The sequence below is a fragment of the Streptomyces sp. PA03-3a genome (assembly GCF_033792735.1).
In the GTDB taxonomy this organism is placed as follows: domain Bacteria; phylum Actinomycetota; class Actinomycetes; order Streptomycetales; family Streptomycetaceae; genus Actinacidiphila.
Map to the genome: position 1 here is coordinate 1 of NZ_JARAVM010000005.1, position 22,477 is coordinate 22,477.

A 22,477-nucleotide genomic window follows, 5' to 3' on the forward strand; every position below is an offset into this window, starting at 1 on the left:
CCGTGCGCAGGGGCGGCGCCGGGCGGCGCGCGTCACGGCTTGGCGTCGACGGCGACGAAGAGCGCCCCGACCCAAGCCGCGTCCCGCTGCGAAACGATCCGGAAGGCCAACTGGTCACCGCCACGCCGGATTTCATCGCCCAGTTCGAGAACATCCGAGTCGTATCCGAGGGTGTTCGAGTACGCCGGTGTGCGCCCCGAAATGCGTGCCCCCGGTTCGCTGATCGTTGAATTCAGTACGTCGTCACGTGGGTTGGCCGCGTCGCCGAGCGCGACGGCCGGACCGCGTCCGGTCGAAACGGTGAGCGAATCGCCCCGGCTCCCCCGGTCCCCGTCGTAGGCGACCAGGCCGACGACCCCGCGCGCGCGTTCGGGCAGCGCCATCGCGGTGGACCCGATGCGCTGCTCCCCGTTCGGCGCGAGCGTGTCGAACCCGTCCCACATCGCCAGGTGCCGCAGCGGCTCCGCCGCGTTCTCGTACGCCACCATCAGCGTCCAGCCGCCCCCGCCCCGGCCCGCCGTCGGGCGACGCGGAAGACCGCCGCCCCGGCGACCGCCCCCGAGGCCCCCGCCCCCGAGGCCCCCGCCGCGGAGACGGCTGCCGCCGAGACGCCTGCCACCGACACGCCCGTGGCGGAGCAGGGCGAGCAGGCGGCTGCCCCGGCCCGTGGCCGGCGCCGTGCCACGCGCAAGGTGACCAGCCCCGAGCCCGCCCCGGCCGCCGAGGAGACGGGTGGCCCCGCGGCCGCCGCCGACACGCAGGCCAAGGAGCTCCAGTCCGATCTGCCGCTGCACGCCGAGGCCGCCCCCGTGGCGGAGCAGGCCGAGCAGGCGGCTGCCCCGGCCCGTGGCCGGCGCCGTGCCACGCGCAAGGTGACCAGCCCCGAGCCCGCCCCGGCGGAGGACGCGGCCGTGGCCGTGGCCGCCGCCGACGCTCCGGCGAAGGCCCTCCAGGAGGAGCCCGCCGAGCGTCCGAGGCGCGGGAAGTCCGAGAAGCCCCAGGCCGAGAAGTCCAGGGCCACCCGTTCGCGCCGGCGCACGGCTCCGGCCGCCTCCTTCCTCGCCGCCGACGACGGCTCGCGCCGTCTGAAGCCGGGCGCGCTCGCGCCGCGTGAGGAGGCGGGGGGCGAGGGCGGCGGCGAGGCCGCCGCGACCGCCGCCCCGGAGCAGCGCACCTACACCGCCAAGGCCGTCCCCGACGGTTCCGGCTGGGCCGTCGAGGTCGAGGACGCCTACGAGATCCGCGGTTACGGCGACACCGTCGACCAGGCCCGTGTCGCCGCGGTCGCGGCCGTCGCGGAGGCGTTCGGCGTCCCCGCCGACACGATCGTCATCGAGGTGCAGGAAGCACAGGGCGCCGAGGTCCAGCCCGAGATCGCGCCCGAGCCCGAGCCCGAGCCCGAGCCCGAGGCCGCTCCCGCGCGTGGCCGGCGCCGTGTCGTGCGCCCGCCCGTGGCCGTGTTCCAGGCGCCGGTGTTCCAGGCCCCCACCGCGGCGCAGGCGGCGCAGGCCGCCGTGCAGCCCGCGGAGCAGGAGGAGCCGGAGGAGCCCGAGGCCGAGGCCGAGGAGTACGCCGGCGGACGCCGCCGCCGCCGCCGTCGTCGTGGCGAGCCCGCGGAGGCCGTGGAGGTCGCGCAGACCGCCGTCGCGGAGCGGGCCGGCGAGGAGCCCGAGGCCGCCCACGAGGAAGAGGCGGAGGCCGAGGAGCACGAGGCCGACGAGCACGAGGACGAGGGCGGCGAGCGGATCTCCCGCCGGCGCCGTCGCGGTGGCCGTCGTCGTCGTCGCGGTGAGGCCGCCGATGGCGACGAGACCGCCGGCGAGGACGAGGAGTCCGAGGACGAGGATGCCTCGGACGAGTCCGAGGACGACGAGGACCAGGACGCCGAGAGCAGCAGCACCAGCCGCCGCCGTCGCCGCCGTCGCCGCCGCGGGGGTGACGGTCCGGCCGAGGAGAGCCTGGGCGAGGACGCGCCGGAGCGCACGGTCGTCAAGATCCGTGAGCCGCGCAAGCCGTCCGAGCCGGTCGACGAGGTGCAGTCCATCAAGGGCTCCACCCGTCTGGAGGCCAAGAAGCAGCGGCGCCGCGAGGGCCGCGAGCAGGGCCGCCGCCGGGTGCCGATCATCACCGAGGCCGAGTTCCTGGCGCGCCGTGAGGCGGTCGACCGGGTGATGGTCGTCCGCGAGAACGGCGACCGGACGCAGATCGGTGTGCTGGAGGACGGCGTCCTCGTCGAGCACTACGTCAACAAGGAGCAGGCCACCTCGTACGTCGGCAACGTCTACCTGGGCAAGGTCCAGAACGTGCTGCCGTCCATGGAGGCCGCGTTCGTCGACATCGGCAAGGGCCGCAACGCCGTCCTGTACGCCGGTGAGGTCAACTTCGAGGCGCTGGGCATGGGCAACGGCCCGCGGCGCATCGAGGCGGCCCTCAAGTCCGGCCAGTCGGTGCTCGTCCAGGTCACCAAGGACCCGATCGGCCACAAGGGTGCGCGTCTGACCAGCCAGGTCTCGCTGCCCGGCCGCTACCTGGTCTACGTGCCCGAGGGCTCGATGACCGGCATCAGCCGCAAGCTGCCCGACACCGAGCGCGCCCGGCTGAAGCAGATCCTCAAGAAGATCGTTCCCGAGGACGCGGGCGTCATCGTGCGCACCGCCGCCGAGGGCGCGAGCGAGGACGAGCTGCGCCGCGACGTCGAGCGGCTGCAGTCGCAGTGGGAGGACATCCAGAAGAAGGCCAAGACCGGCAACGCCCCGTCGCTGCTCTACGGCGAGCCGGACATGACCGTCCGGGTGGTCCGCGACATCTTCAACGAGGACTTCGGCAAGGTCATCGTCAGCGGCGACACCGCCTGGGAGACCATTCACGGCTATGTCTCGCACGTCGCGCCGGACCTGGCGGAGCGGCTGAGCCGCTGGACCTCCGAGGTCGACGTCTTCGCCACGTACCGGATCGACGAGCAGCTGCTGAAGGCGCTGGACCGCAAGGTCTGGCTGCCGAGCGGCGGTTCGCTGGTGATCGACCGGACCGAGGCGATGGTCGTCATCGACGTCAACACCGGCAAGTTCACCGGCCAGGGCGGCAACCTGGAGGAGACGGTCACCAGGAACAACCTGGAGGCGGCCGAGGAGATCGTGCGCCAGCTGCGGCTGCGCGACCTGGGCGGCATCATCGTGATCGACTTCATCGACATGGTGCTGGAGTCCAACCGCGACCTCGTCATGCGCAGGCTGCTGGAATGCCTGGGCCGGGACCGCACCAAGCACCAGGTGGCCGAGGTCACCTCGCTGGGCCTGGTGCAGATGACCCGCAAGCGGGTGGGCCAGGGCCTGCTGGAGTCCTTCTCCGAGACCTGCGTGCACTGCAACGGCCGCGGTGTCATCGTCCACATGGACCAGGCCACGGCGGCCGGGGGCGGCGGCAAGCGCAAGCGGCGTCGCGGCGGCGCGGCGGAGGAGCACGCGGTCGCGGAGACCGCCGCCGTCATCGAGGCCGAGGAGGCCGCGGAGGAGGCTCCCGAGCTGGAGCCGGTCGCGGTCACCGAGGCCGAGCTGGTGCCCGCGGTCGGCGGGGACGAGGAGTGGTACAGCAGCCCGGCGGAGGCCGAGGCGGCGGTCGGCCGGCGTTCCCGGCGGCGGGCCTCGCGACGGGTCACCGCTCCGGTGAGCTCGCCGGACGCCACGGCCGAGATCGTCACCGTCGTCCCGGTGGCCGCGCCGGTCACCGAGCCCCAGGCGGCGGAGGCCGCGACGGCTACCGCCGTCGAGCCGCCCGTCCCCGTGGGCGCGGCCGAGCCGGCGGAGGAGCCCGTGGCACCGGTCCGCGGCCGGCGCCGCGCGACCCGCAAGGCCACCGCGCCGAGCGCGCCCGCCGGTGAGGCCGCCACCGTGGTGGTCTCCGCGGCGGAGACGGCCGTCCCGGCACCGGCCCCGGAGCCGGAGTCCGTGGCGGAGGTCCAGGAGCCGGCCGCGCCGGTCCGCCGCCGTGCCACGCGCCGGGTGTCCGCGCCCGCCGGCGCGCCGTCCTCCGGCGAGGAGGCCGCGGTCGTGGTCGTCCCCGGTGCCGAGGCGCAGCCGGATCAGACCCCGGCTGCCGAGGCGGCGACGGTGGGGACGGAGACCGCCGAGGCGGAGCCGAAGAAGCGGGCCGCACGCAAGACGGCCGCGAAGAAGGCGCCGGCGAAGAAGGCCGCCGCGAAGAAGACGGCCGCCAAGAAGACCGCTGTCAAGAAGACCGCGGCCAAGAAGGCGCCGGCGAAGAAGGCCGCCGCCAAGGCCACGGCCGAGGCGCCCACCGAGGCGTCCTGACCCGGGGTCACCGTCCGCGGGCCGTTCCCCACCGGGGGACGGCCCGCGGTGCGTCCGGGGTCGGGCAGGCGCCGGTTTGACCCGGTCGGGGACGCCCCGTAACCTTGACCTTCGGCGTTTTGGCGCCCATTCCTGAGCACCTTCCTACCGGCCCCGGCCGGCAGAGGCCCCCCACGCATCGCAGGGACGGCTGGCGTCAGGAGTGACGATCCGAGCGAGAGAGTGAGTTCCGCGTGTACGCAATCGTGCGCAGCGGCGGCCGCCAGCACAAGGTGGCCGTCGGCGACATCGTCGAGGTTGACAAGATTTCCACTGGCAAGGTTGGTGACGCGGTCGAGCTCTCTACGCTGCTCGTCGTCGACGGCGACGCTGTCACCAGCGACCCGTGGGTGCTGGCCGGGATCAAGGTCCAGGCCGAGATCGTGGACCACCACAAGGGCCAGAAGATCGACATCCTGCGGTACAAGAACAAGACCGGCTACCGCCGTCGTCAGGGTCACCGCCAGCAGTACACGGCGCTGAAGATCACCGGCATCCCCGCCGCTGCGAAGTAAGGGACTGAAGAGAGATGGCACACAAGAAGGGCGCATCGTCCACCCGGAACGGTCGCGACTCCAATGCCCAGCGGCTCGGCGTCAAGCGCTTCGGCGGCCAGGTCGTGAACGCCGGTGAGATCATCGTCCGCCAGCGCGGCACCCACTTCCACCCCGGCGCGAGCGTCGGCCGTGGCAAGGACGACACGCTGTTCGCCCTCGCCGCCGGTGCGGTCGAGTTCGGCACCAGCCGTGGTCGCAAGGTCGTGAACATCGTCCCGGTCGCCTGATCGGCCGCGATACGACTTCACCGAGGGCGGATCCTGTTTCCCGGACGGGAAGCAGGTCCGCCCTCGATGCGTTGAAGCCCAAGACATCCCGTACGTATCTGGAGGAACATCCGCATGACCACCTTCGTGGACCGCGTCGAGCTGCACGTCGCCGCGGGTAGCGGAGGCCATGGCTGCGCCTCCGTGCACCGGGAGAAGTTCAAGCCGCTGGGCGGCCCGGACGGCGGCAACGGCGGCCGTGGCGGTGATGTGATGCTGGTCGTCGACCAGTCGGTCACCACGCTCATCGACTACCACCACCACCCGCACCGCAAGGCCACCAACGGCAAGCCCGGCGAGGGCGGCAACCGTTCGGGCAAGGACGGCACGGACCTGGTCCTGCCCGTCCCGGACGGCACCGTCGTCATGGACAGCCGCGGCAACGTGCTCGCGGACCTCGTCGGCCACGGCACCACCTTCATCGCCGGCCAGGGCGGCCGCGGTGGCCTCGGCAACGCGGCGCTGGCCTCCGCGCGCCGCAAGGCGCCGGGCTTCGCGCTGCTGGGTGTGCCGGGCCAGAGCCGGGACCTCGTCCTGGAGCTGAAGACGGTCGCCGACGTGGCGCTGGTCGGCTACCCGAGCGCGGGCAAGTCCTCGCTCATCTCCGTGCTCTCGGCCGCCAAGCCGAAGATCGCGGACTACCCCTTCACCACGCTCGTCCCCAACCTGGGCGTGGTCACGGCCGGTTCGACGGTCTTCACCGTCGCCGACGTCCCCGGACTCATCCCGGGCGCCAGCGAGGGGCGGGGCCTGGGCCTGGAGTTCCTGCGGCACGTCGAGCGCTGCAGCGTCCTGGTGCACGTCCTGGACACCGCCACCCTGGAGTCCGATCGCGACCCGCTGAGCGACCTCGACGTCATCGAGGCGGAGCTGCGCGCGTACGGCGGTCTCGAGGACCGTCCGCGCATCGTCGTCCTCAACAAGGTGGACATCCCCGACGGCCAGGACCTCGCCGACATGGTCCGCCCCGACCTGGAGGCGCGCGGCTACCGGGTCTTCGAGGTGTCCGCGGTGGCCCACAAGGGCCTCAACGAGCTGTCCTACGCCCTCGGCGGCATCGTGGCCGAGGCACGGGCCGCCCAGCCGGTCCAGGAGGCCACCCGCATCGTCATCCGGCCCAAGGCCGTGGACGACTCCGGCTTCACCGTCACCGCGGAGGAGGGCTTCTACCGCGTCCGCGGCGAGAAGCCCGAACGCTGGGTGCGCCAGACCGACTTCGCCAACGACGAGGCCGTCGGCTACCTCGCCGACCGGCTCGCCCGCCTCGGTGTCGAGGAGGAACTGGTCAAGGCCGGCGCCCGCGAGGGCGACGAGGTCGTCATCGGCGCCGAGGACGACGCCGTGGTCTTCGACTGGGAGCCGTCGGTGGCGGCCGGCGCCGAGATGCTCGGACGCCGTGGCGAGGACCACCGCTTCGACACGCCCCGTCCCGCCGCGCAGCGCCGCAAGGACCGCGACGCCGAGCGGGACGACGTCCAGCAGCAGTTCGAGGGCTTCGACCCCTTCGAGTCCTGAGCCGCGGCCACATGTGACGAGGGCCGGTCCCCCCGCGATCTGCGGGGGGACCGGCCCTCGTCCTCATGCCGTGCGGTTCAGCTCACGGACGCCTGGAGCGGGGTCGCGCCCTCCTCTTCGGCCTCCTCGGCGCCTTCCTGCTCCCGGATCTCCGCCTCGAGCTGCGCCATGACGCCCTCGAAGTCGCGGGTGGAGAGCAACAGCTTGTAGATGATGGCGAGTTCGAAGGTCAGCAGCAGCACGGCCGCGCCGATCGTGACGCCGACGATGGCACCGGTGAGCGGGGCGATGATGAAGACCGCCATCTGGAACTCGATGCCGCTGATCAGGTGCGGCCGCACACGGTGCTTGATCAGGAAGTCGCGGAACTTCTCGTAGGGGCCGAAGCGCTTCTTGAAGGTCTGCTGGAGGTCGATGACGCGCTTCTGGGCCTGCCCGGGCGACGGGGTGTCCGCGTCGGCCGCGTCGGCCGTCTCGGTCGCCTCGGCCGTGTCGGTGGAGCCGTCCGTTGTGGCCGCCGTGTTCGCCGTGGCGGTGTCGGGGCCGGTCCACTGCGCGGGCACGTTCCGCGGGCCGGGCCCGACGGCGTCGAGCACCTCGGCCGCGGCCTGGGCGTCCGCGTCGGCCTGCGTCTCGTCGTCCTCGGCCCGCTCGCGCAGCAGGTCCTCCATGAAGGCGGTCGGCTTGGCCGCCTCGACCCGCTGCAGCCGCTTCTGGATCTTCTTGCGCATCCCGGCCCGCACCTTGAAGATCTGCAGGGCGTCGAGGTAGCGCAGCGCGTCCAGGAAGATCACCGCGAGGGCGAGCCACATGTAGACGGGCTTGTCGGTGCGGTAGAACTGCCCGCCCATCAGGGCCGCGGCACAGCAGACGACGCGGATGCGGTCGAAGATGTAGTCGAGCCAGGCGCCGAACTCGGAGCCGTTGCCGGTCAGGCGCGCGAGCTTCCCGTCCATGCAGTCGAGGATGAAGCTGACGTGGTAGAGCACGGCGCCGAGGATCAGCCACTTCCAGTCGGCCATCGCGAAGCACGCCGCTGCGCCGAGGCCGAGGACGAGGGCGCCCCAGGTGATCTGGTTCGGCGTGACGCGGGTCCACCTGGCCGTCCAGCGCACCAGCGGGGTGGCGACCGGATCGACCAGGAACACGGTCCACCAGGCGTCTCGCTTCTTCTCCGTGAGGCGCCTTACTTCCGCGAGCGGCGGTATTTCCATGGACCAGGAACCTTTCGAGGCGAGACGGGGATGTCGAACGGATTTGCGGTGGGGATGGCGGCGGGAGTGGCGGCGCGCCCGTCAAGGACGGCTCTTGCATCCACCGCAGGTACGACACCCGGCGACGCCCAATGGTTGCACGGGTGAATGGAGAGTAAACAAAAAGTTGTCGAATGGTATCCCGCGACCCATTCGTCTGGGGCGGGGTCGCGGAGCCGCCCGGGAAGCGGCGGGGCGCGCGGACCTGGGAAGTTCTCGCTCGGCCCGCTGAGGCGGGTCCCCCGGGGGGCCGGGTGGCGGCCGTGGCGGAGGACACCCTTGGCGCGGCGTCGCCCCCCTCGACGGCGACGCCGCTGCCAGGCACGAAGAAGGCGCGGAAGGCGCGCAGAAGGCACAAAGAAGGAGGCCCCCGGCGGAACGTGGTCGTTCCGGCCGGAGGCCTCCTCGGTGGGTCAGCGCGCCCCGGTCACAGGGCGCCGGCCCGCTGCCGCGGGACCACCTGTGCGGTGCCGCGGGCGGCCTTGGCGCGCCGCTCGTCCACGCGGGCCGCGAGGGCGTGCACGGCCTCCTGGAAGCGTTCCGCGGAGGTCGGCGCGGCCGGGCCCAGCAGATACTCCCGCAGCTCCTCACGTGCCGCGGTGAGCGTGTCCTCGGCGGTGCCCCGTGCCACCTGCAGCAGGCTGTCGAGGCCCTTGCCCTGCGGGGTCAGCACGACGCCGGCGCGGACGGTCGGGAAGGTCTCGCGGAAGCCGTCCTCCGACAGGTCCGTGGTGTTGGTGACCGCGTAGGGCTTGCCGCTCACCATGAACTCGGAGATCACGCTGGACACGTCGGTGATCAGGACGTCGGAGTGGTTGAAGCAGGAGTAGAGGCCGGGCCGCTCGGCGGTGAGCACCTGGTGCTCTGTCGCGGGGCGAGCCGTCCAGTAGACGGCCTCCCATTCCTCAGTCGCGCGCCTCATGGCCTCGGTGACGCTGATCTCCCCGGCCAGGCCCTTGTCGGCCATGCGCTCCAGGTCGTCCGCGTTGCTCAGCGACCAGGCGGCGGTGAGCCGGTCGAGCTCGTGCTCGGCACGCTCCAGGAGGGCGAGCTGCTCGGGCGACGGGTCGGCCTGCCGACGCGACTTGTTGGCTTCCTGGATGAGCTCGATGATGCGCTGGTTGGCGACGCCGGCCCGCGGGTCCACGGACCCGGTCAGGGGGTGCGGGCGGTAGAGGAGCCGGACCCCGGGGTCGGCGAGCAGCGTGCTGACGAGCTTCTCGCCCGCCAGGACGATCGAGGTGTTGCCCGGGTCGTCGGTCCACCCCTCCCAGGTCGGCGCGTACAGGACCGTGACCGGCTCCCCGGCCCGCACCGGACCGGAGGCGCGCTCGACGCCGGCCAGCTGGGGGCGGCCGACCTCCACGATGTCGTCGTCCGCCACACCGACCGCGGCGAGGGCGTAGCGCTCGCGGGCGGCGGGCCCCGCCACCCAGACCTCGTCGTAGGCCTTCGCGTAGGGGTTGCAGCTGGACAGCTTGTCGCTCTCGCCGTGGTTGACGAAGGCGTGCATGATCGACGGGATGCGCAGCACCTGGGAGGTCTTGGGCGCGTTGGCCGGGTGGAGCAGCACCTTGAGGCTGGAGTCGTCGAGCCGCATGAGGTCGGCGACCTTCGGCAGGCACACGATGGGGAGGTCGGTGGGGCCGATCCGCGACACCATGCCCCGCTCACGCAGCACGATCACGGGCCGGCCGTCGAGCTTGGCCAGCGCGGGCAGCCACATGTTCGCCTGGTACGCGGAGCTGCTGCCGCCGGAGAAGTACATGCCGACCGTGGGCCGGTAGTCCCGCAGCCACGCATCGAACCACTCCATGACCTCCTCCTGCTGCGGGGCTCGCCGCCCGCGCAGGACGGCGGCGGCGAGCACCGCCAGGGCCACGGCCGCCAGGACCGCGGAGAGGGCGATGCCCGCGAGGGCCCACACCGTGTCCCCGGTGGCCGCCGTGACCGACAGCCCCGCGACGGCGGTGAGCTCGATCAGCAGCAGCCGCAGTCCGGGCCGGCGGGTGATCGCGGACGGTGGAGCGGACGGCAGGGTGAGGGCGGAGGTGTCGATGTTCCGTGTGATGACCGGGAGTCTCCGGCCCCTCTGGACCAGGACGGCGCCCGCCTGAATCGCGACGTGCGCGCCGTGCACTGCGAGGAGCCCGCCGAGGCAGAGCAGGAGGAACGTCGTCGACGGCCCGTCGTGCAGCCGCAGCAGCCCGATCACGAGGAGCAGGTCGCGCAGCGCCTGCCGCGTGACCGCTTCGGCCTGCAACTGGCCGAAGATCTTCGGCGGGGTGCCCTTGACGGCGTGCAGGCGGAGGTCGGCGGCATAGCCGATCGCCGCGGCGCCGACCAGTAGCGCTGTGCCGGGGAGTGCCACACCCACGATCTGGGCGATCAACGCGCAGGCCTGCAGCAGCAGCAGCGCGAAATGGATGGTCTCCGTCCTGGTCTCCATGGTGCGTTTCACAGCGGGCAACCTACCATTCAAAAGGATGAGGTCTTTTGGCTCGAACGGCCGTGCAACTGCCCTGCACAGGAGGTCTGATGGCCGGGTGACGGAAGCCGTTCCGGCACCGTCCCGTGTGAGATATCACAAGCGAATGGCTCCTCTTGACCGCATGGACCGCCCGCATGCGGTTTGAGTGCTTAGGCGGCAAAGGCTCATGCTATGCGAATTTCCCGCCCCGCCCTTTGGGTCCTTGGTCCCGTAAAGCCGGTACTTCGGGTCCGTCCGCTGGGTGGATGCAGGCGGCACCGGGCCGCTCCTCTGCCGTAGATTGCGAACCCGGGAGAGGAAAGGGACGGACGTGGCGAGCGCGAGGCAGGACGTGGCGGAGGCCCGGCGGGTCGTGGTCAAGGTCGGGTCGAGTTCGCTGACGACGGCGGCCGGCGGCCTGGACGCCGACCGGGTGGACGCCCTCGTGGACGTCCTGGCCAAGGCGTGCGGAACCCAGGAGGGCGCGGCGCAGGAGGGCGCGGCCGTCAAGGAGGTCGTCCTGGTCTCCTCCGGTGCGATCGCCGCGGGCCTGGCGCCGCTCGGGCTGGCCCGGCGGCCGCGGGACCTGGCCAGGCAGCAGGCCGCCGCCAGCGTCGGCCAGGGCCTGCTCGTCGCCCGCTACACGGCCTCCTTCGCCCGGTACGGCGTACGGGTCGGCCAGGTGCTCCTCACCTCCGACGACATGAGCCGCCGGGCGCACTACCGCAATGCCTACCGCACGCTGGACAAGCTGCTCGCCATGGGCGCCATGCCGATCGTCAACGAGAACGACACGGTGGCCACCGACGAGATCCGGTTCGGCGACAACGACCGCCTCGCCGCCCTCGTCGCCCACCTGGTCCGCGCCGATCTGCTCGTCCTGCTCTCCGACGTCGACGGCCTCTACGACGGCGCCCCCGCCCTCCCGGGCACCTCGCGCATCGAGGAGGTCCGCGGGCCGCAGGACCTGGAGGGCGTCTCCATCGGCAGCGCGGGCAAGGCCGGCGTCGGCACCGGGGGCATGGTGACCAAGGTCGAGGCCGCCCGGATCGCCGCCGGCGCCGGCATCCCCGTCGTGCTCACCTCCGCCTCGCGGGCCGCGGACGCCCTGGCCGGCCGGCGTACGGGCACCCTCTTCCACGCCACGGGCAAGCGCTCCGCCGACCGGCTGCTGTGGCTGGCCCACGCCTCCGCCCCGCTCGGCGCGCTCATCCTGGACGACGGCGCCGTGCAGGCGGTCGTCAAGCGCCGCACCTCGCTGCTGCCGGCGGGCATCGCGGCCGTCGAGGGCCACTTCGCCGCCGGCGACCCGGTGGAACTGCGCGACACCTCCGGCCACGCCGTCGCGCGCGGGCTGGTGAACTTCGACGCCAAGGAACTGCCGCGGCTGCTCGGACGCTCCACCCGCGAGCTGGCACGGGAGCTCGGCCCCGCCTACGAGCGCGAGGTCGTGCACCGGGACGACCTCGTACTGCTGCACCACTGAGGCGGACTCCTTCGTGGTTACTTCGTGAAAACCGCCCCGCGGCCGCTCCAGGGCTGCTGGACTTTGAGGGCGGAGCACGGAATCCGGCCAAGGACGTGACGACAGGGACGACAGGGAGGCCGCCGGTGAGACGAGGGCGCCCGGGGGCATCGTCGTCCCGAGGGACGGCGGAGCGGACACTGGTGAGTGTGACGAGCGACGACACCGCCCGGCCGGCGCGGGAGCGCCCCGTGTCCCGGCTCTGGCACGTGACGCTCAGCGTCTCCGGGCCCGAGGCCCCGCTCGCCGAGGTCCGGCGCGCTCTGGAACAACTCGCCAACGACCATCCCTTCCTGCTCACCAGCCGGTACGCGGCCGACCACGCCGAGATCCGGTACTGGGAGGAGGCCCGCGACCTGCACGACGCCGCCGCCATCGCGCTGCGGCTGTGGGGCGAGCACCGCTCCTCCGCCAATCTGCCGCCCTGGGAGACGGTCGGCCTGGAGGTCATCGACCGCGAGACCTACCACCAGCGCCTCGCGGAGGGCTACGGGCCGCCCCCGGCGGCACCCGTCGGAGTGCACCCCTACTGAACCGAGGGGCCTGCGCGCCGTGCGCCGCACGGGTCTCACCCCCCGGAAAGCCGCCCCGTCGCACGGCGCCCACGCCGTACCCTGGCGGCTATGAGCAGCCGCAGCCACAGCAACGACGACCTCGCCGCCTCCCTGCCCTCGCCGTGGCCGAAGAGCCCGGTGCTGCAGGCCGCCTACCGCGCCCGCTCGGCCGCCGCCGACCTCGCGCCGCTGCCGCGCTCGGTGAAGGACGACGCGCTGCTGGCCATCGCCGACGCGCTGGTCGTCCGCACGCGGGAGATCGTCGAGGCCAACGCCGAGGACGTCGCCCGCGCCCGCGAGGCGGGGACCGGCGAGTCGATCGTGGACCGGCTGACGCTGACCCCCGAGCGGGTCCGGGCCATCGCCTCCGACGTGCGGGACGTGGCCGGCCTGCCCGACCCGGTCGGCGAGGTGGTACGCGGCTCGACGCTGCCCAACGGGCTGGACCTGCGCCAGATCCGGGTGCCGCTGGGCGTGGTCGGCATCATCTACGAGGCCCGGCCCAACGTCACCGTGGACGCGGCCTCGCTGTGCCTGAAGTCCGGCAACGCGGTGCTGCTGCGCGGCTCCTCCTCCGCCCTGCACTCCAACTCCGCGCTGGTGACGGTGGTGCGCGACGCGGTCGGCGGCGCCGGACTGCCCGCCGACGCCGTGCAGTTGGTGCCGGGGGAGAGCCGGGAGTCGGTGCGCGAGCTGATGCGTGCCCGCGGCATGGTCGACGTCCTCATCCCGCGCGGGGGCGCCTCCCTCATCAAGACGGTGGTCGAGGAGTCCATCGTCCCGGTGATCGAGACCGGCACCGGCAACTGCCATGTGTACGTGGACGCGCAGGCCGACCTCGACATGGCCGTCTCGGTCCTGCTCAACTCCAAGGCCCAGCGCCCGAGCGTGTGCAACGCGGCGGAGACGCTGCTGGTGCACCGGGACATCGCCGCCGACTTCCTGCCGCGCGCCCTGGACGCGCTGGCCGAGGCCGGGGTCACCGTGCACGCCGACGACCGGGTGCGGGAACTGGCCGGCGAGTGCGGCACCAGGGCCACCGTCGTCCCGGCCACCGCGGAGGACTGGGAGACCGAGTACCTGAGCAGCGACATCGCCGCCGCCGTGGTGGACTCGCTGGACGCCGCCGTGCAGCACATCCGGCTGTGGTCGTCCGGGCACACCGAGGCCATCGTCACCACCTCGCAGCCGGCCGCCCGCCGATTCACCCAGTTGGTGGATTCCGCGGCCGTCGCCGTCAACGCGTCGACCCGGTTCACCGACGGCGGCCAGTTCGGCTTCGGCGCGGAGATCGGCATCTCCACCCAGAAGCTGCACGCCCGCGGCCCCATGGGTCTGCCGGAGCTGACCTCGACCAAGTACGTGTTCACCGGGGACGGTCACGTACGCGGCTGACCGGCGGCGGCGGACGGAGAGAGTTTCCCGGCGGCCTGCCCAATCCGCGTCATCGGCCCTATTCTGGACGGGTGCCGGACGAACTGGGGGGCAAGCCGTTCCCGGACGGCGAGGACCACGGTGGCGCGGATGACGAATTCGCGTCCGTGGTGCTCGACGAGGCCTTCATACGGGCGGCGGCCTTCCACGAACCCAGCGCCCACGAGCGCATGCTCGCCGCCGCCACGGCACAGGCCGAGGCCGAGGCGTCCCGCCCCCGTGTCCTGGGCGCGGAGGACGGCGCCGCCCCGTACGACCAGGAGGACTCCGGGCGCTCGACGGAGGACGAGGAGTACGAGGACCTCTACTCCCAGCGCAGCCCCTACCGGAGCAACGGGCGCTGGCACCGGACGGTGGCCTGGGTGCTCGCCGTGGTGATGGGCATCGGCGTCGTCGCACTGACGTTCGCGGCGGTCTACCGGGGTGCCGGTGGGGGCCGCCAGCCCTCCGTCCCGCCCTCCCCCACGGGCCGGATCGGGGCCCCGTCGCTCCCCCCGGTGGCGGTCAGCCACAGCCCCTGAGTGCCGCCCGAACTTGTCTCGTACCAGGACGTTTTAAAGGGCCCTGACAGACCTACGCTTGTTGTATGGCCGGGCCTGGAGACCCACCGGAGGGGAACCCCGAGGGCTCCCCGGGAGGTGGTGAGGACGAGTACCGATCCGTCGTCTTCGACGAGTCGTTCGTGCGCGCTGCCCGGATACAGGAGTTCTCCGCGCGGGAGCGGCTGGACGGATCGGCACGCTCGGTGCGCACCCGCCGCCTCTGGGCCCGCGGCGGCGCCCCGCGGCAGGCGCTGGTCCTCGTCCTCCTGATCGCCGTCGCCTTCGGCACCGCCGTCTACCTGGGTATACGCAACCCCTACGACCCGCCCGCCCCTCCCGTGGCGGAGCCGCTGCGGATCACCCTGCTGCCGCTCGCCCCCACGGCCGCCGTAGCCGCTGTGGACCGCGCCCGGCCCTTCGCCGGGCAGCGCGCCGAGCACTACCGGGCCGGCGGGGACGGCTACGCGCTGCCACCGGCCCGGCGCACCGCGCACTTCAGCGAGAGCCAGGTCATGCAGGCGCTGGTCTCCGCCAAGGAGTACCTGGTCGCCTCCTCCGTCGATCCCGGTGCCCTGACCGGCGGGGACGTCCGTACGGTGCGCACCATGCTCGACCCCGGCCAGCTCGACCAGTTCGACCACAGCCTGGAGCGCCCCGCCGACGACGGGCGCCACGCGGCGACCGGCTGGTTGGTGCGCTTCGACCCCGGCCGGGTCGCCCTCGCCGACGACGAGGTGAGGGTGCGCGGCACCATGACCGTGGCCGAGGTGCGGGAGGAGGCCCTGGAGGTCGTCACCGACCACACCCTGGTCTACGCCGTGCAGGCCGCGGCCGGGGACAGCGGCCAGGCCTCGCTGTTCACCGTGCGGCGCGAGCTGCGGCTGCGCTTCGACCGTGCGGACCTGCGCGACAAGCACGTGGAGCTGCTGCAGGCCGCCGTCGAGGCCGGCCCCCTGTCCTGCGTGGGCGCGCCCGTGGCGCACTTCCTGCCGCTGCTGGCCGGGCAGCGGCCGCCGGTGCAGCCCGGGGTCGACCCCCACGACCACCGCCACGAGATCAGCTCGGTGTGCGGGGTGCTCGCCCCGGCCCCGGCGGCCGGTCCGGGGATCAGCTCTCCGGCGGCGGGTCCTGCGAGTCCTTCGGCGGGCGCCCCGGGGAATCCGGGCCCGAGCCCGGCGTCCCGGTGAAGCGGTCGCGCAGCCGGCCGCCGATGTCGCCGGCCCCCGACCCGATGTCGGAGAGCAGCTTCATGAGCGGGTCCTTGCTCGTCTTCACCGTTTCGGCGTAGTGGCTCGCGGATTCCTTGAACGAGTCGTAGACCGAGGTGTCCTTGTCCTCGCCGCGCCGCGGGTAGTGGCCGTCCATGATGCGCTGGTGGTCGCGGCTCGCGGCCCACTTCTTCAGCTCCGCGGCGCGCACGGTGGTGAAGGGGTGGCTGCGCGGTAGGACGTTGAGGATCTTCAGCACGGAGTCGCGCAGGTCGCCGGACTCCTCGTACTCCTCGGCCTGCTTCAGGAAGGCGTCCACGTTCATCTCGTGCAGGTGGTTGCCGCCGGCGATCTTCATCAGACCGCGCATGGACGCCTGCAGGTCCTGGCCGACCAGGAGCCCGGCCCGGTCCGCGGAGAGCTCCGACTTGCGGAACCACTCGCGCAGCGCGGTGACGATCGCCATGATCGCGAGGTTGCCGAGCGGTATCCACGCGACCCGCAGCGCCAGGTTGGTCAGGAAGAGCAGGATCGTGCGGTAGACGGCGTGGCCGGACAGCGCGTGGCCGACCTCGTGGCCCACGACGGCCCGCATCTCCTCCTCGTCCAGCAGCTCCACGAGCCCGGTGGTGACGACGATGATCGGCTCGTCCAGGCCGATGCACATCGCGTTGGGCCGCGGGTCCTGCGTGACGTACATCGGCGGGACCTTGGGCAGGTCGAGGATGTAGCAGGCGTCCCGCAGCATGTCGTTGAGGTGGGCGAACTGCTGGTCGCTCACGCGCACCGAGTCCGAGAGGAACAGCAGCCGCAGCGAGCGCTCCGGCAGCAGGCCGCTGAGCGCCTTGAAGACGGTGTCGAAGCCGCTCAGCTTGCGCAGCGCCACCAGCGCGGAGCGGTCCGCAGGGTGTTCGTACGCGCGCGAGGAGATCCCCTCGAAACGCCGGCGGTTGCGTCCGGGCAGCCGCTGCCCTCCCTTTCCGCCGCCGTTCGCACCGCTCGAATCGTTCGGACCGGACATATGTCCCCGCCCCCCTGCTCGCCCGTTGGGTACGTAGTGAGGACGCGCGGAGCCACCGCGAAGTTCCGCCCGGACCGCCCGTACGATGTTGCCCGAGTCCTCCGCCCGTCGACAGACCCGAAGCCACCAAGGGACGCCGAATGACCTCCTACGCGACCGCCGCCGTTCTGACCACGCTCGCCGAGGGCGAGGGCGGCGGCAACCACGAGAGCCTGAGCCCGTACCTCACCGGCGGCGGCGCGCTGTTCGCGCTGCTGCTCCTGCTCTTCATCACCACGCGCTTCAACCGCGACCGCTGAGCTCGATCAGGTGATGCGGGTAGGGTCTATCCGCATGAAGAAGCGAATCGGTGTGATGGGTGGGACGTTCGATCCCGTCCATCATGGCCACCTCGTGGCGGCCAGCGAGGTGGCGCACCTTTTCCGGCTGGACGAGGTGGTCTTCGTGCCCACCGGCCAGCCCTGGCAGAAGAGCACCCAGAAGGTGTCGGCGGCCGAGGACCGCTACCTGATGACGGTGATCGCCACCGCGTCGAACCCGCAGTTCTCGGTCAGCCGCAGTGACATCGAGCGCGGCGGCCGCACGTACACCATCGACACGCTCCGCGACCTGCGGGCCGAGCACCCCGAGGCGGAGCTGTTCTTCATCACCGGGGCGGACGCGCTGGCCCAGATCTTCTCCTGGCGCAAGGCCGAGGAGCTGTTCTCCCTGGCGCACTTCATCGGCGTCACCCGCCCCGGGCACACCCTTTCCGACCCCGGCTTCCCGGCCGGCGGGGTCTCCCTGGTGGAGGTGCCCGCCCTGGCCATCTCCTCGACCGACTGCCGTCAGCGGGTGGCCAAGGGGGAGCCGGTCTGGTATCTCGTGCCCGACGGCGTCGTGCGCTACATCGACAAACGCAGGCTGTACCGGTAAGTGATCAGCGGCTGATCGGCAACTGGAGGGGTCCCCAGTGAACGACTACCCCCGATGGCAATACGCCGAGGGAACACCCGAGCAGGGCGGTCAGGACCCCTACGGAGAGGACCCCTACACACAGCAGCAGGGCGACTACGCAAACGGTTACGGCCGCGAGCACGGGCAGTACGACCCGTACGCCCAGCAGACCGGCCAACAGCAGGCCTACCAGGGGCAGCAGGCCCAGCAGCAGGGTCAGCAGGGCTACACCGGCCAGCCGTACTACCCGCAGGAGCAGCAGCAGTACCAGCAGCCGCAGCAGCACCCCCAGCAGTCGCAGCAGGCGCAACAGCCCCAGCAGACACAGCAGTACCAGGGGTGGATCCCGCAGCAGCCGCAGTACCAGGAGCCGTACTACGAGGAGCAGCAGTACGGGCAGCAGCCCCCGGCGCCGCCGCGGGCACCGCAGCAGGCCCCTCCGGCCCAGCGGCGGCCCGCGTACGAGGAGCCGCCGGCCCGGCCCGCCGCCCCCGCCGCCCCCGGCCGCGCGCCTTCGGGCGAGGACGGTTTCCACACCGGCCAGTTCTCCTTCGTCGACGAGGACACGGAGGAGTCGGAAGAGGTCATCGACTGGCTGAAGTTCACCGAGTCGCGCACCGAGCGCCGCGAGGAGGCCAGGCGCCGCGGCCGCAACCGCGTGGTCGCCGCGGTCGTCGTCCTGGCGCTGGCCGCCGTCGGCGGCGTCGGCTACCTGTGGAAGGCCGGCAAGATCCCTGGCCTCGGCGGGGACTCCGGGACCGCCCAGCAGGCCGCGGGCGGCCAGAAGCGCGACGTCATCGTGCTGCACCTGCGCCCGGTCGGCAGCGAGGAGACCTCGACCGCGCTGCTGGTCAGCAACTCGACCACCAAGAAGGGCACCACCGTCCTGCTGCCGAACTCGCTCGCCGTGAGCGGCGACGACGGCAGCACCACGCTCGGGAAGTCCGTCGTGGAGAACGGTTCCGCCCCCACGCGTGAGGCGCTGGAAGGCCTGCTCGGCACCAAGATCAGCGGCACCTGGCGGCTGGACACCCCCTACCTGGACAACCTCGTGGAGTCCCTCGGCGGCGTCCTCGTCGACACCGACGCCACGGTGAAGGCCGGAAAGAAGAAGGGCGACAAGACCCTCGTCAAGCCCGGCAAGCAGCAGGAGCTCGGCGGCCAGGCCGCCGTCGCGTACGCCATCCACCGGGGGCCGGGCGAGGGGCCCGACAAGCAGCTCGCCCGTTTCGGGCAGGTCGTCCAGGCCGTGCTCAAGAAGATGTACAGCGACCCCGACCTGGCGACCAAGACCGTCGAGGGGCTCAACCAGGTCATCGAGCCGCCGCTGACCGAGAAGGACCTCGGCAGCAGCCTCGCGGCGCTGTCCGAGGAGGCCAAGGGCGGCGACTACACCACCGAGACGCTGCCGGTGGAGCCCGACGGAACGCTGAGCGAGAAGGCCACCGAGGACGTGGTGAAGAAGGTGCTCGGCGGCACCGTCACCAACACCGACTCCGAGGGCATCCCCCGGGTCACCCTGCGCAACGCCACCGGCGTCGCCGCCAACACCGGCGAGGCCCAGGTGCAGATCGTCGGCGGCGGCTACACCTTCGTCTCCGGCGCCGCCGCGGACACCCAGGCGACCTCGCAGGTGCTGTACGCCGAAGCCGACCAGAAGGCGAACGCGGAGGAACTGGCCAAGACGCTGGGCCTGTCCGCCAAGGCCGCCAAGAAGGGCGACGTCGCCTCCAACGCGGACATCACGGTCGTCCTGGGTCAGGACTACAGCCCGCCGAAGAGAGTCTGACCTGGGCGGCGCATAACCGGTCGGGGACCGAGGACGGTCCGTGAGACCCTGGACGTACGAACGTCCCCGACCGGAAAGCCGCACCAGTGACCGCCACGGACCGCTCCATCGAGCTCATCCAGACCGCCGCGCAGGCGGCAGCCGACAAGCTCGCGCACGACATCATCGCCTACGACGTCAGCGACGTCCTCTCCATCACCGACGCGTTCCTGCTGGCCTCGGCGCCCAACGACCGCCAGGTGAAGGCCATCGTCGACGAGGTCGAGGAGCGGCTGCAGAACGAGCTCGGCGTCAAGCCGGTGCGTCGTGAGGGCGAGCGCGACGGCCGTTGGGTGCTGCTCGACTACATCGACATCGTGGTGCACGTCCAGCACGCGGAGGAGCGGGTCTTCTACGCGCTGGAGCGGCTGTGGAAGGACTGCCCCGAGCTCGAGCTGCCCAAGGACGCAGTCGCCACCCGCGGCAAGGCCGACGAGCACGCCCGCGCCACCGCGGCCGCCGACGAGGACGGAGAGCTGATCTGAACGGGCACCACCGCGGTCGCGGTCGCCGCGTCGTCTTCTGGCGGCACGGCCAGACCTCCTGGAACGTCGAGGGCCGCTTCCAGGGCTCCACGGACATCCCGCTGACCTCCACCGGCGTCGCCCAGGCCAAGCGGGCCGCACGTCTGCTGGCCGCGCTGGAACCGGACGCGATCGTCTCCTCCGACCTGCAGCGCGCCGCCGACACCGCCGCCGAGCTGGCCGCCGTCACGGGCCTGGACATCTCCTACGACGAGGGGCTGCGGGAGACCTACGCGGGTGTCTGGCAGGGTCTGACCCACGAGGAGATCACCCAGCGGTTCGGCGAGGAGTACGCGGCCTGGAAGCGCGGCGAGCCCGTGCGGCGCGGCGGCGGCGAACTGGAGACCGAGGTCGCCGAACGGGCCGCCCCGGTGGTGCTCGCGGCGGCCGACAAGCTGCCCGACGGCGGTGTGCTGGTGGTCGTCAGCCACGGTGGCGCCATCCGCACCACCATCGGCCGGCTGCTCGGGCTGGACCCGCGCAGCTGGGAGGCGCTCGGCGGGTTGTCCAACACCTGCTGGTCGGTCCTCGGCGAGGGCGCCCGCGGCTGGCGGCTGCTGGAGCACAATGCCGGGACCCTGCCCGAGCCGGTGCTCGGCGACGACGACTGACGGCCGCGCGGGCCCGGGCGGGGCCGGTCCGCGGCCGGTCCGCGGCCGATTTCAGGAATCCGGCCCCGACCGGCTAAGCTTCTTCTCGTTCGCCGGGCGGAAAAGCCCGAGGACAGCGGGGCTATAGCTCAGTTGGTAGAGCGCTTGCATGGCATGCAAGAGGTCCGGGGTTCGAATCCCCGTAGCTCCACAAATGCACCGGATCCCGTCTCTCCTCAGGGGAGGCGGGATCCTCGCGTTTCGCCCGGCCGTTTCCGAGACCGGTCCCTTTTGCCGCGGGCTCCGGCAGCGGGGGCAGGACGAACCGGCCCCGCCCACGGCCCTGTTGGGGTGGCCCGGAGCCGGCGGCCCGGGCGCCGTTCAGGCGGGTTCCGTGGCGCGGTCCCCCCGCCCGCGCCACGCGGCGGCCGCCGCGAGGCACAGGAACGCCGCCCCGGCAGCCGGGTAGACCGCGGACAAGGCCATCTGGGCCGCCGACTGGTGGAGTTCGGGACGCGCGACCCCGTCCCCGTGCGGCGTGAGCCACAGCGCGTACGAGCAGAAGAGCAGGCCGAACAGCGCGGCGCCGCCCCAGCGCAGCGCGGGCCGGCGGCCGCGCGGGGCACGTCCGGCGAGGAACACGAGCAGGGGGACGGCCCAGACCCAGTGGTGCGACCACGAGACCGGGCTGACGAGGAGCCCCGTCACCGCACAGGACAGCACCGCCCAGGCGTGCTCCCCGGAGGCCAGGTGTGCCGCGGCGACGGCCAGGCCCGCGGCGGCCACGAGGACGGCCGCGAGGAGCCACACGCCGCCCGGGTCGCCGGTGTGCAGGGCGCGGGCGAGGACGCCCCGCAGCGACTGGTTGGCGGTGTCCTCCCCGTTGCCGGCGCGGTCGGCGGCGAAGACGGCCCCGGTCCAGAACCGCCTCGAGTCACGCGGCAGCACGAGCGCGGAAAGGCCCGCGGTCGCGGCGAAGGTGACGAAGGCCACGGCCGCCTGCCGTAGCCACGCGTTCCACTTCTCGCGCCGGCGCCAGGCGGCCACCGCCCCGCCGATCGCCAGGAAGAGCACGAACAGCAGCGGGGTCAGCTTGATCCCCGCGGCGATGCCGACGCCGATCCCCGCCGTTCGGCTCCCGCGGCGGGTGAGGTCCCACAGCACCAGCACCGCGAGCAGCAGGTTGATCTGCCCGTACCGCAGCGTCGTCCACACCGGTTCGCACCACACGGCCGCCGCCGCCACGGCGAGCGCGGCCGCCGCCGGCGGGAGCCGCCGCGGCGGTCCCGCCAGCCGGAGCGACAGATGGGCGAGCGCCACCAGCAGGCCCAGGTTGAGCAGGGTCGCCGCGACCCGGCAGGCGCCGGTGCCCAGCAGCGTCAGCGGCGTGAAGAGCAGGGCGGCGAACGGCGGGTAGGTGTTGGGCAGCTGGGCGTGGGTGACGCGCATCGCGTAGAGGTCCCCGCCGTTGCGCACCGTCCAGCCCTCGGCCCGGTAGACGGTGAGGTCGATCATCGAGACGTGCGCGGCCCGTTGGGCGGCCCAGAAGGCCGCGAAGGAGACCAGGCAGACGAGTGCCGCGACGAGGGTGGCCCGCCGTACCGGCAGGCCCCGGGGCGCGTTCCCGGCGGCGGCCCTGGGCTGTGTCGCGGTCACTGAGGGCTGCTCCAGTCTCGGTCGGGGAGGGGGCCAGCCGACAGTACCGGGCGCCCTGTCGGGGCGGCCAGGAATGGATTTGGCGAACCGCCCCCATGGCCGTGTAATGTATGCCAGGTCGCCGGGGGAACCCGGGAGAACGACATCGCGGGGCTATAGCTCAGTTGGTAGAGCGCTTGCATGGCATGCAAGAGGTCCGGGGTTCGAATCCCCGTAGCTCCACTTCCACAGTGTGACGGGAGCCCGTCCGAT

Annotated in this window: 18 protein-coding genes, 2 tRNA genes and 1 pseudogene; 16 read left to right on the forward strand and 5 right to left on the reverse strand. The window is 72.6% G+C overall.

Features of this window, described 5'->3' with window-relative positions:
- Window positions 1-32: 32 nt before the first annotated feature.
- Window positions 33-509 (reverse strand): annotated as a pseudogene (locus PV342_RS07135) (DUF3344 domain-containing protein); the annotation flags it as partial.
- A gap of 120 nt (window positions 510-629) precedes the next feature.
- Between PV342_RS07135 and PV342_RS07140 the strand changes: the two are divergent.
- The 4 genes from PV342_RS07140 (at window position 630) to obgE (ending at window position 6,684) form a co-directional block, all read left to right on the forward strand.
- Window positions 630-4,307, forward strand: a complete 3,678-nt coding sequence (locus PV342_RS07140; RefSeq protein ID WP_500316199.1) for an Rne/Rng family ribonuclease — start codon at window positions 630-632, stop codon at window positions 4,305-4,307.
- A gap of 233 nt (window positions 4,308-4,540) precedes the next feature.
- The gene (rplU, locus tag PV342_RS07145; RefSeq protein WP_018556584.1) at window positions 4,541-4,861 is read left to right on the forward strand and encodes a 50S ribosomal protein L21; all 321 of its coding nucleotides are present in this window, start codon (window positions 4,541-4,543) and stop codon (window positions 4,859-4,861) included.
- A gap of 14 nt (window positions 4,862-4,875) precedes the next feature.
- Complete coding sequence (gene rpmA / locus PV342_RS07150) at window positions 4,876-5,130, forward strand: 50S ribosomal protein L27 (RefSeq protein WP_018556585.1); 255 nt, start codon at window positions 4,876-4,878, stop codon at window positions 5,128-5,130.
- A 114-nt stretch (window positions 5,131-5,244) separates the two neighbouring features.
- Window positions 5,245-6,684, forward strand: a complete 1,440-nt coding sequence (gene obgE / locus PV342_RS07155; protein ID WP_018556586.1) for a GTPase ObgE — start codon at window positions 5,245-5,247, stop codon at window positions 6,682-6,684.
- A gap of 77 nt (window positions 6,685-6,761) precedes the next feature.
- Here obgE and PV342_RS07160 read toward each other — a convergent pair whose 3' ends face one another.
- Both PV342_RS07160 and PV342_RS07165 read right to left on the reverse strand, forming a co-directional pair.
- Entirely contained in the window at window positions 6,762-7,898 is a 1,137-nt protein-coding gene (locus PV342_RS07160) for a CDP-alcohol phosphatidyltransferase family protein (RefSeq protein WP_400801507.1), read from the reverse strand.
- A 466-nt stretch (window positions 7,899-8,364) separates the two neighbouring features.
- Window positions 8,365-10,398 carry a hypothetical protein gene (locus PV342_RS07165; protein ID WP_500316203.1) on the reverse strand — a complete coding sequence of 678 codons (2,034 nt, stop codon included), beginning with the start codon at window positions 10,396-10,398 and terminating at the stop codon, window positions 8,365-8,367.
- A 340-nt stretch (window positions 10,399-10,738) separates the two neighbouring features.
- On the opposite strand from PV342_RS07165, the gene proB reads away from it, so the two are divergent.
- From proB to PV342_RS07190, 5 genes are all read left to right on the forward strand, one after another.
- A complete protein-coding gene (gene proB, locus PV342_RS07170; protein WP_500316205.1) occupies window positions 10,739-11,893 on the forward strand; it encodes a glutamate 5-kinase in 1,155 nt (384 codons plus the stop codon).
- Between the two features lie 125 nt (window positions 11,894-12,018).
- A complete protein-coding gene (locus PV342_RS07175; RefSeq protein WP_026250532.1) occupies window positions 12,019-12,465 on the forward strand; it encodes a DUF8830 family protein in 447 nt (148 codons plus the stop codon).
- Between the two features lie 90 nt (window positions 12,466-12,555).
- Window positions 12,556-13,881, forward strand: a complete 1,326-nt coding sequence (locus PV342_RS07180) for a glutamate-5-semialdehyde dehydrogenase (protein ID WP_500316207.1) — start codon at window positions 12,556-12,558, stop codon at window positions 13,879-13,881.
- Between the two features lie 71 nt (window positions 13,882-13,952).
- Window positions 13,953-14,441, forward strand: coding sequence for an SCO2584 family spore wall biosynthesis protein (locus PV342_RS07185; protein WP_329187914.1), 489 nt, complete (start codon window positions 13,953-13,955; stop codon window positions 14,439-14,441).
- Between the two features lie 65 nt (window positions 14,442-14,506).
- Window positions 14,507-15,649 (forward strand): SCO2583 family membrane protein, encoded by a 1,143-nt coding sequence (locus PV342_RS07190; RefSeq protein WP_500316208.1) that lies wholly within the window; start codon window positions 14,507-14,509, stop codon window positions 15,647-15,649.
- Here the strand turns inward: PV342_RS07190 and PV342_RS07195 are convergent.
- Window positions 15,570-16,691, reverse strand: a complete 1,122-nt coding sequence (locus tag PV342_RS07195) for a M48 family metallopeptidase (RefSeq protein ID WP_361006679.1) — start codon at window positions 16,689-16,691, stop codon at window positions 15,570-15,572. The two genes, PV342_RS07190 and PV342_RS07195, sit on opposite strands and share 80 nt — an antisense overlap.
- A 140-nt stretch (window positions 16,692-16,831) precedes the next feature.
- On the opposite strand from PV342_RS07195, the gene PV342_RS07200 reads away from it, so the two are divergent.
- The 6 genes from PV342_RS07200 (at window position 16,832) to PV342_RS07225 (ending at window position 20,780) form a co-directional block, all read left to right on the forward strand.
- On the forward strand, window positions 16,832-16,990 hold the full coding sequence (locus tag PV342_RS07200; RefSeq protein ID WP_018556595.1) for a hypothetical protein: 159 nt from the start codon (window positions 16,832-16,834) through the stop codon (window positions 16,988-16,990).
- A 34-nt stretch (window positions 16,991-17,024) separates the two neighbouring features.
- On the forward strand, window positions 17,025-17,606 hold the full coding sequence (nadD, locus tag PV342_RS07205; protein ID WP_018556596.1) for a nicotinate-nucleotide adenylyltransferase: 582 nt from the start codon (window positions 17,025-17,027) through the stop codon (window positions 17,604-17,606).
- A gap of 37 nt (window positions 17,607-17,643) precedes the next feature.
- The gene (locus PV342_RS07210; protein ID WP_500316211.1) at window positions 17,644-19,416 is read left to right on the forward strand and encodes an LCP family protein; all 1,773 of its coding nucleotides are present in this window, start codon (window positions 17,644-17,646) and stop codon (window positions 19,414-19,416) included.
- Between the two features lie 86 nt (window positions 19,417-19,502).
- A complete protein-coding gene (gene rsfS, locus PV342_RS07215) occupies window positions 19,503-19,940 on the forward strand; it encodes a ribosome silencing factor (RefSeq protein ID WP_386991136.1) in 438 nt (145 codons plus the stop codon).
- Window positions 19,937-20,590, forward strand: coding sequence for a histidine phosphatase family protein (locus PV342_RS07220; protein WP_026250536.1), 654 nt, complete (start codon window positions 19,937-19,939; stop codon window positions 20,588-20,590). The genes rsfS and PV342_RS07220 overlap by 4 nt, the downstream gene beginning before the upstream one ends.
- A gap of 117 nt (window positions 20,591-20,707) precedes the next feature.
- Window positions 20,708-20,780 (forward strand) — tRNA-Ala (locus tag PV342_RS07225).
- Window positions 20,781-20,950: 170 nt separating this feature from the next.
- Here the strand turns inward: PV342_RS07225 and PV342_RS07230 are convergent.
- Window positions 20,951-22,225, reverse strand: a complete 1,275-nt coding sequence (locus PV342_RS07230) for a glycosyltransferase 87 family protein (RefSeq protein ID WP_400801522.1) — start codon at window positions 22,223-22,225, stop codon at window positions 20,951-20,953.
- A 149-nt stretch (window positions 22,226-22,374) separates the two neighbouring features.
- Here PV342_RS07230 and PV342_RS07235 point away from each other — a divergent pair.
- Window positions 22,375-22,447, forward strand: a tRNA-Ala gene (locus PV342_RS07235).
- The last annotated feature ends 30 nt before the right edge of the window (window positions 22,448-22,477 follow it).

What these genes read in the sequence shown, in the direction of transcription:
- PV342_RS07190 (WP_500316208.1), top strand. Translation starts at nt 14,507, where the DNA reads ATGGCCGGGCCTGGAGACCCACCGGAGGGGAACCCCGAGGGCTCCCCG.
- PV342_RS07200 (WP_018556595.1), top strand. Translation starts at nt 16,832, where the DNA reads ATGACCTCCTACGCGACCGCCGCCGTTCTGACCACGCTCGCCGAGGGC.
- nadD (WP_018556596.1), top strand. Translation starts at nt 17,025, where the DNA reads ATGAAGAAGCGAATCGGTGTGATGGGTGGGACGTTCGATCCCGTCCAT.
- PV342_RS07160 (WP_400801507.1), bottom strand. Translation starts at nt 7,898, where the DNA reads ATGGAAATACCGCCGCTCGCGGAAGTAAGGCGCCTCACGGAGAAGAAG.
- PV342_RS07180 (WP_500316207.1), top strand. Translation starts at nt 12,556, where the DNA reads ATGAGCAGCCGCAGCCACAGCAACGACGACCTCGCCGCCTCCCTGCCC.
- PV342_RS07195 (WP_361006679.1), bottom strand. Translation starts at nt 16,691, where the DNA reads ATGTCCGGTCCGAACGATTCGAGCGGTGCGAACGGCGGCGGAAAGGGA.
- obgE (WP_018556586.1), top strand. Translation starts at nt 5,245, where the DNA reads ATGACCACCTTCGTGGACCGCGTCGAGCTGCACGTCGCCGCGGGTAGC.
- rpmA (WP_018556585.1), top strand. Translation starts at nt 4,876, where the DNA reads ATGGCACACAAGAAGGGCGCATCGTCCACCCGGAACGGTCGCGACTCC.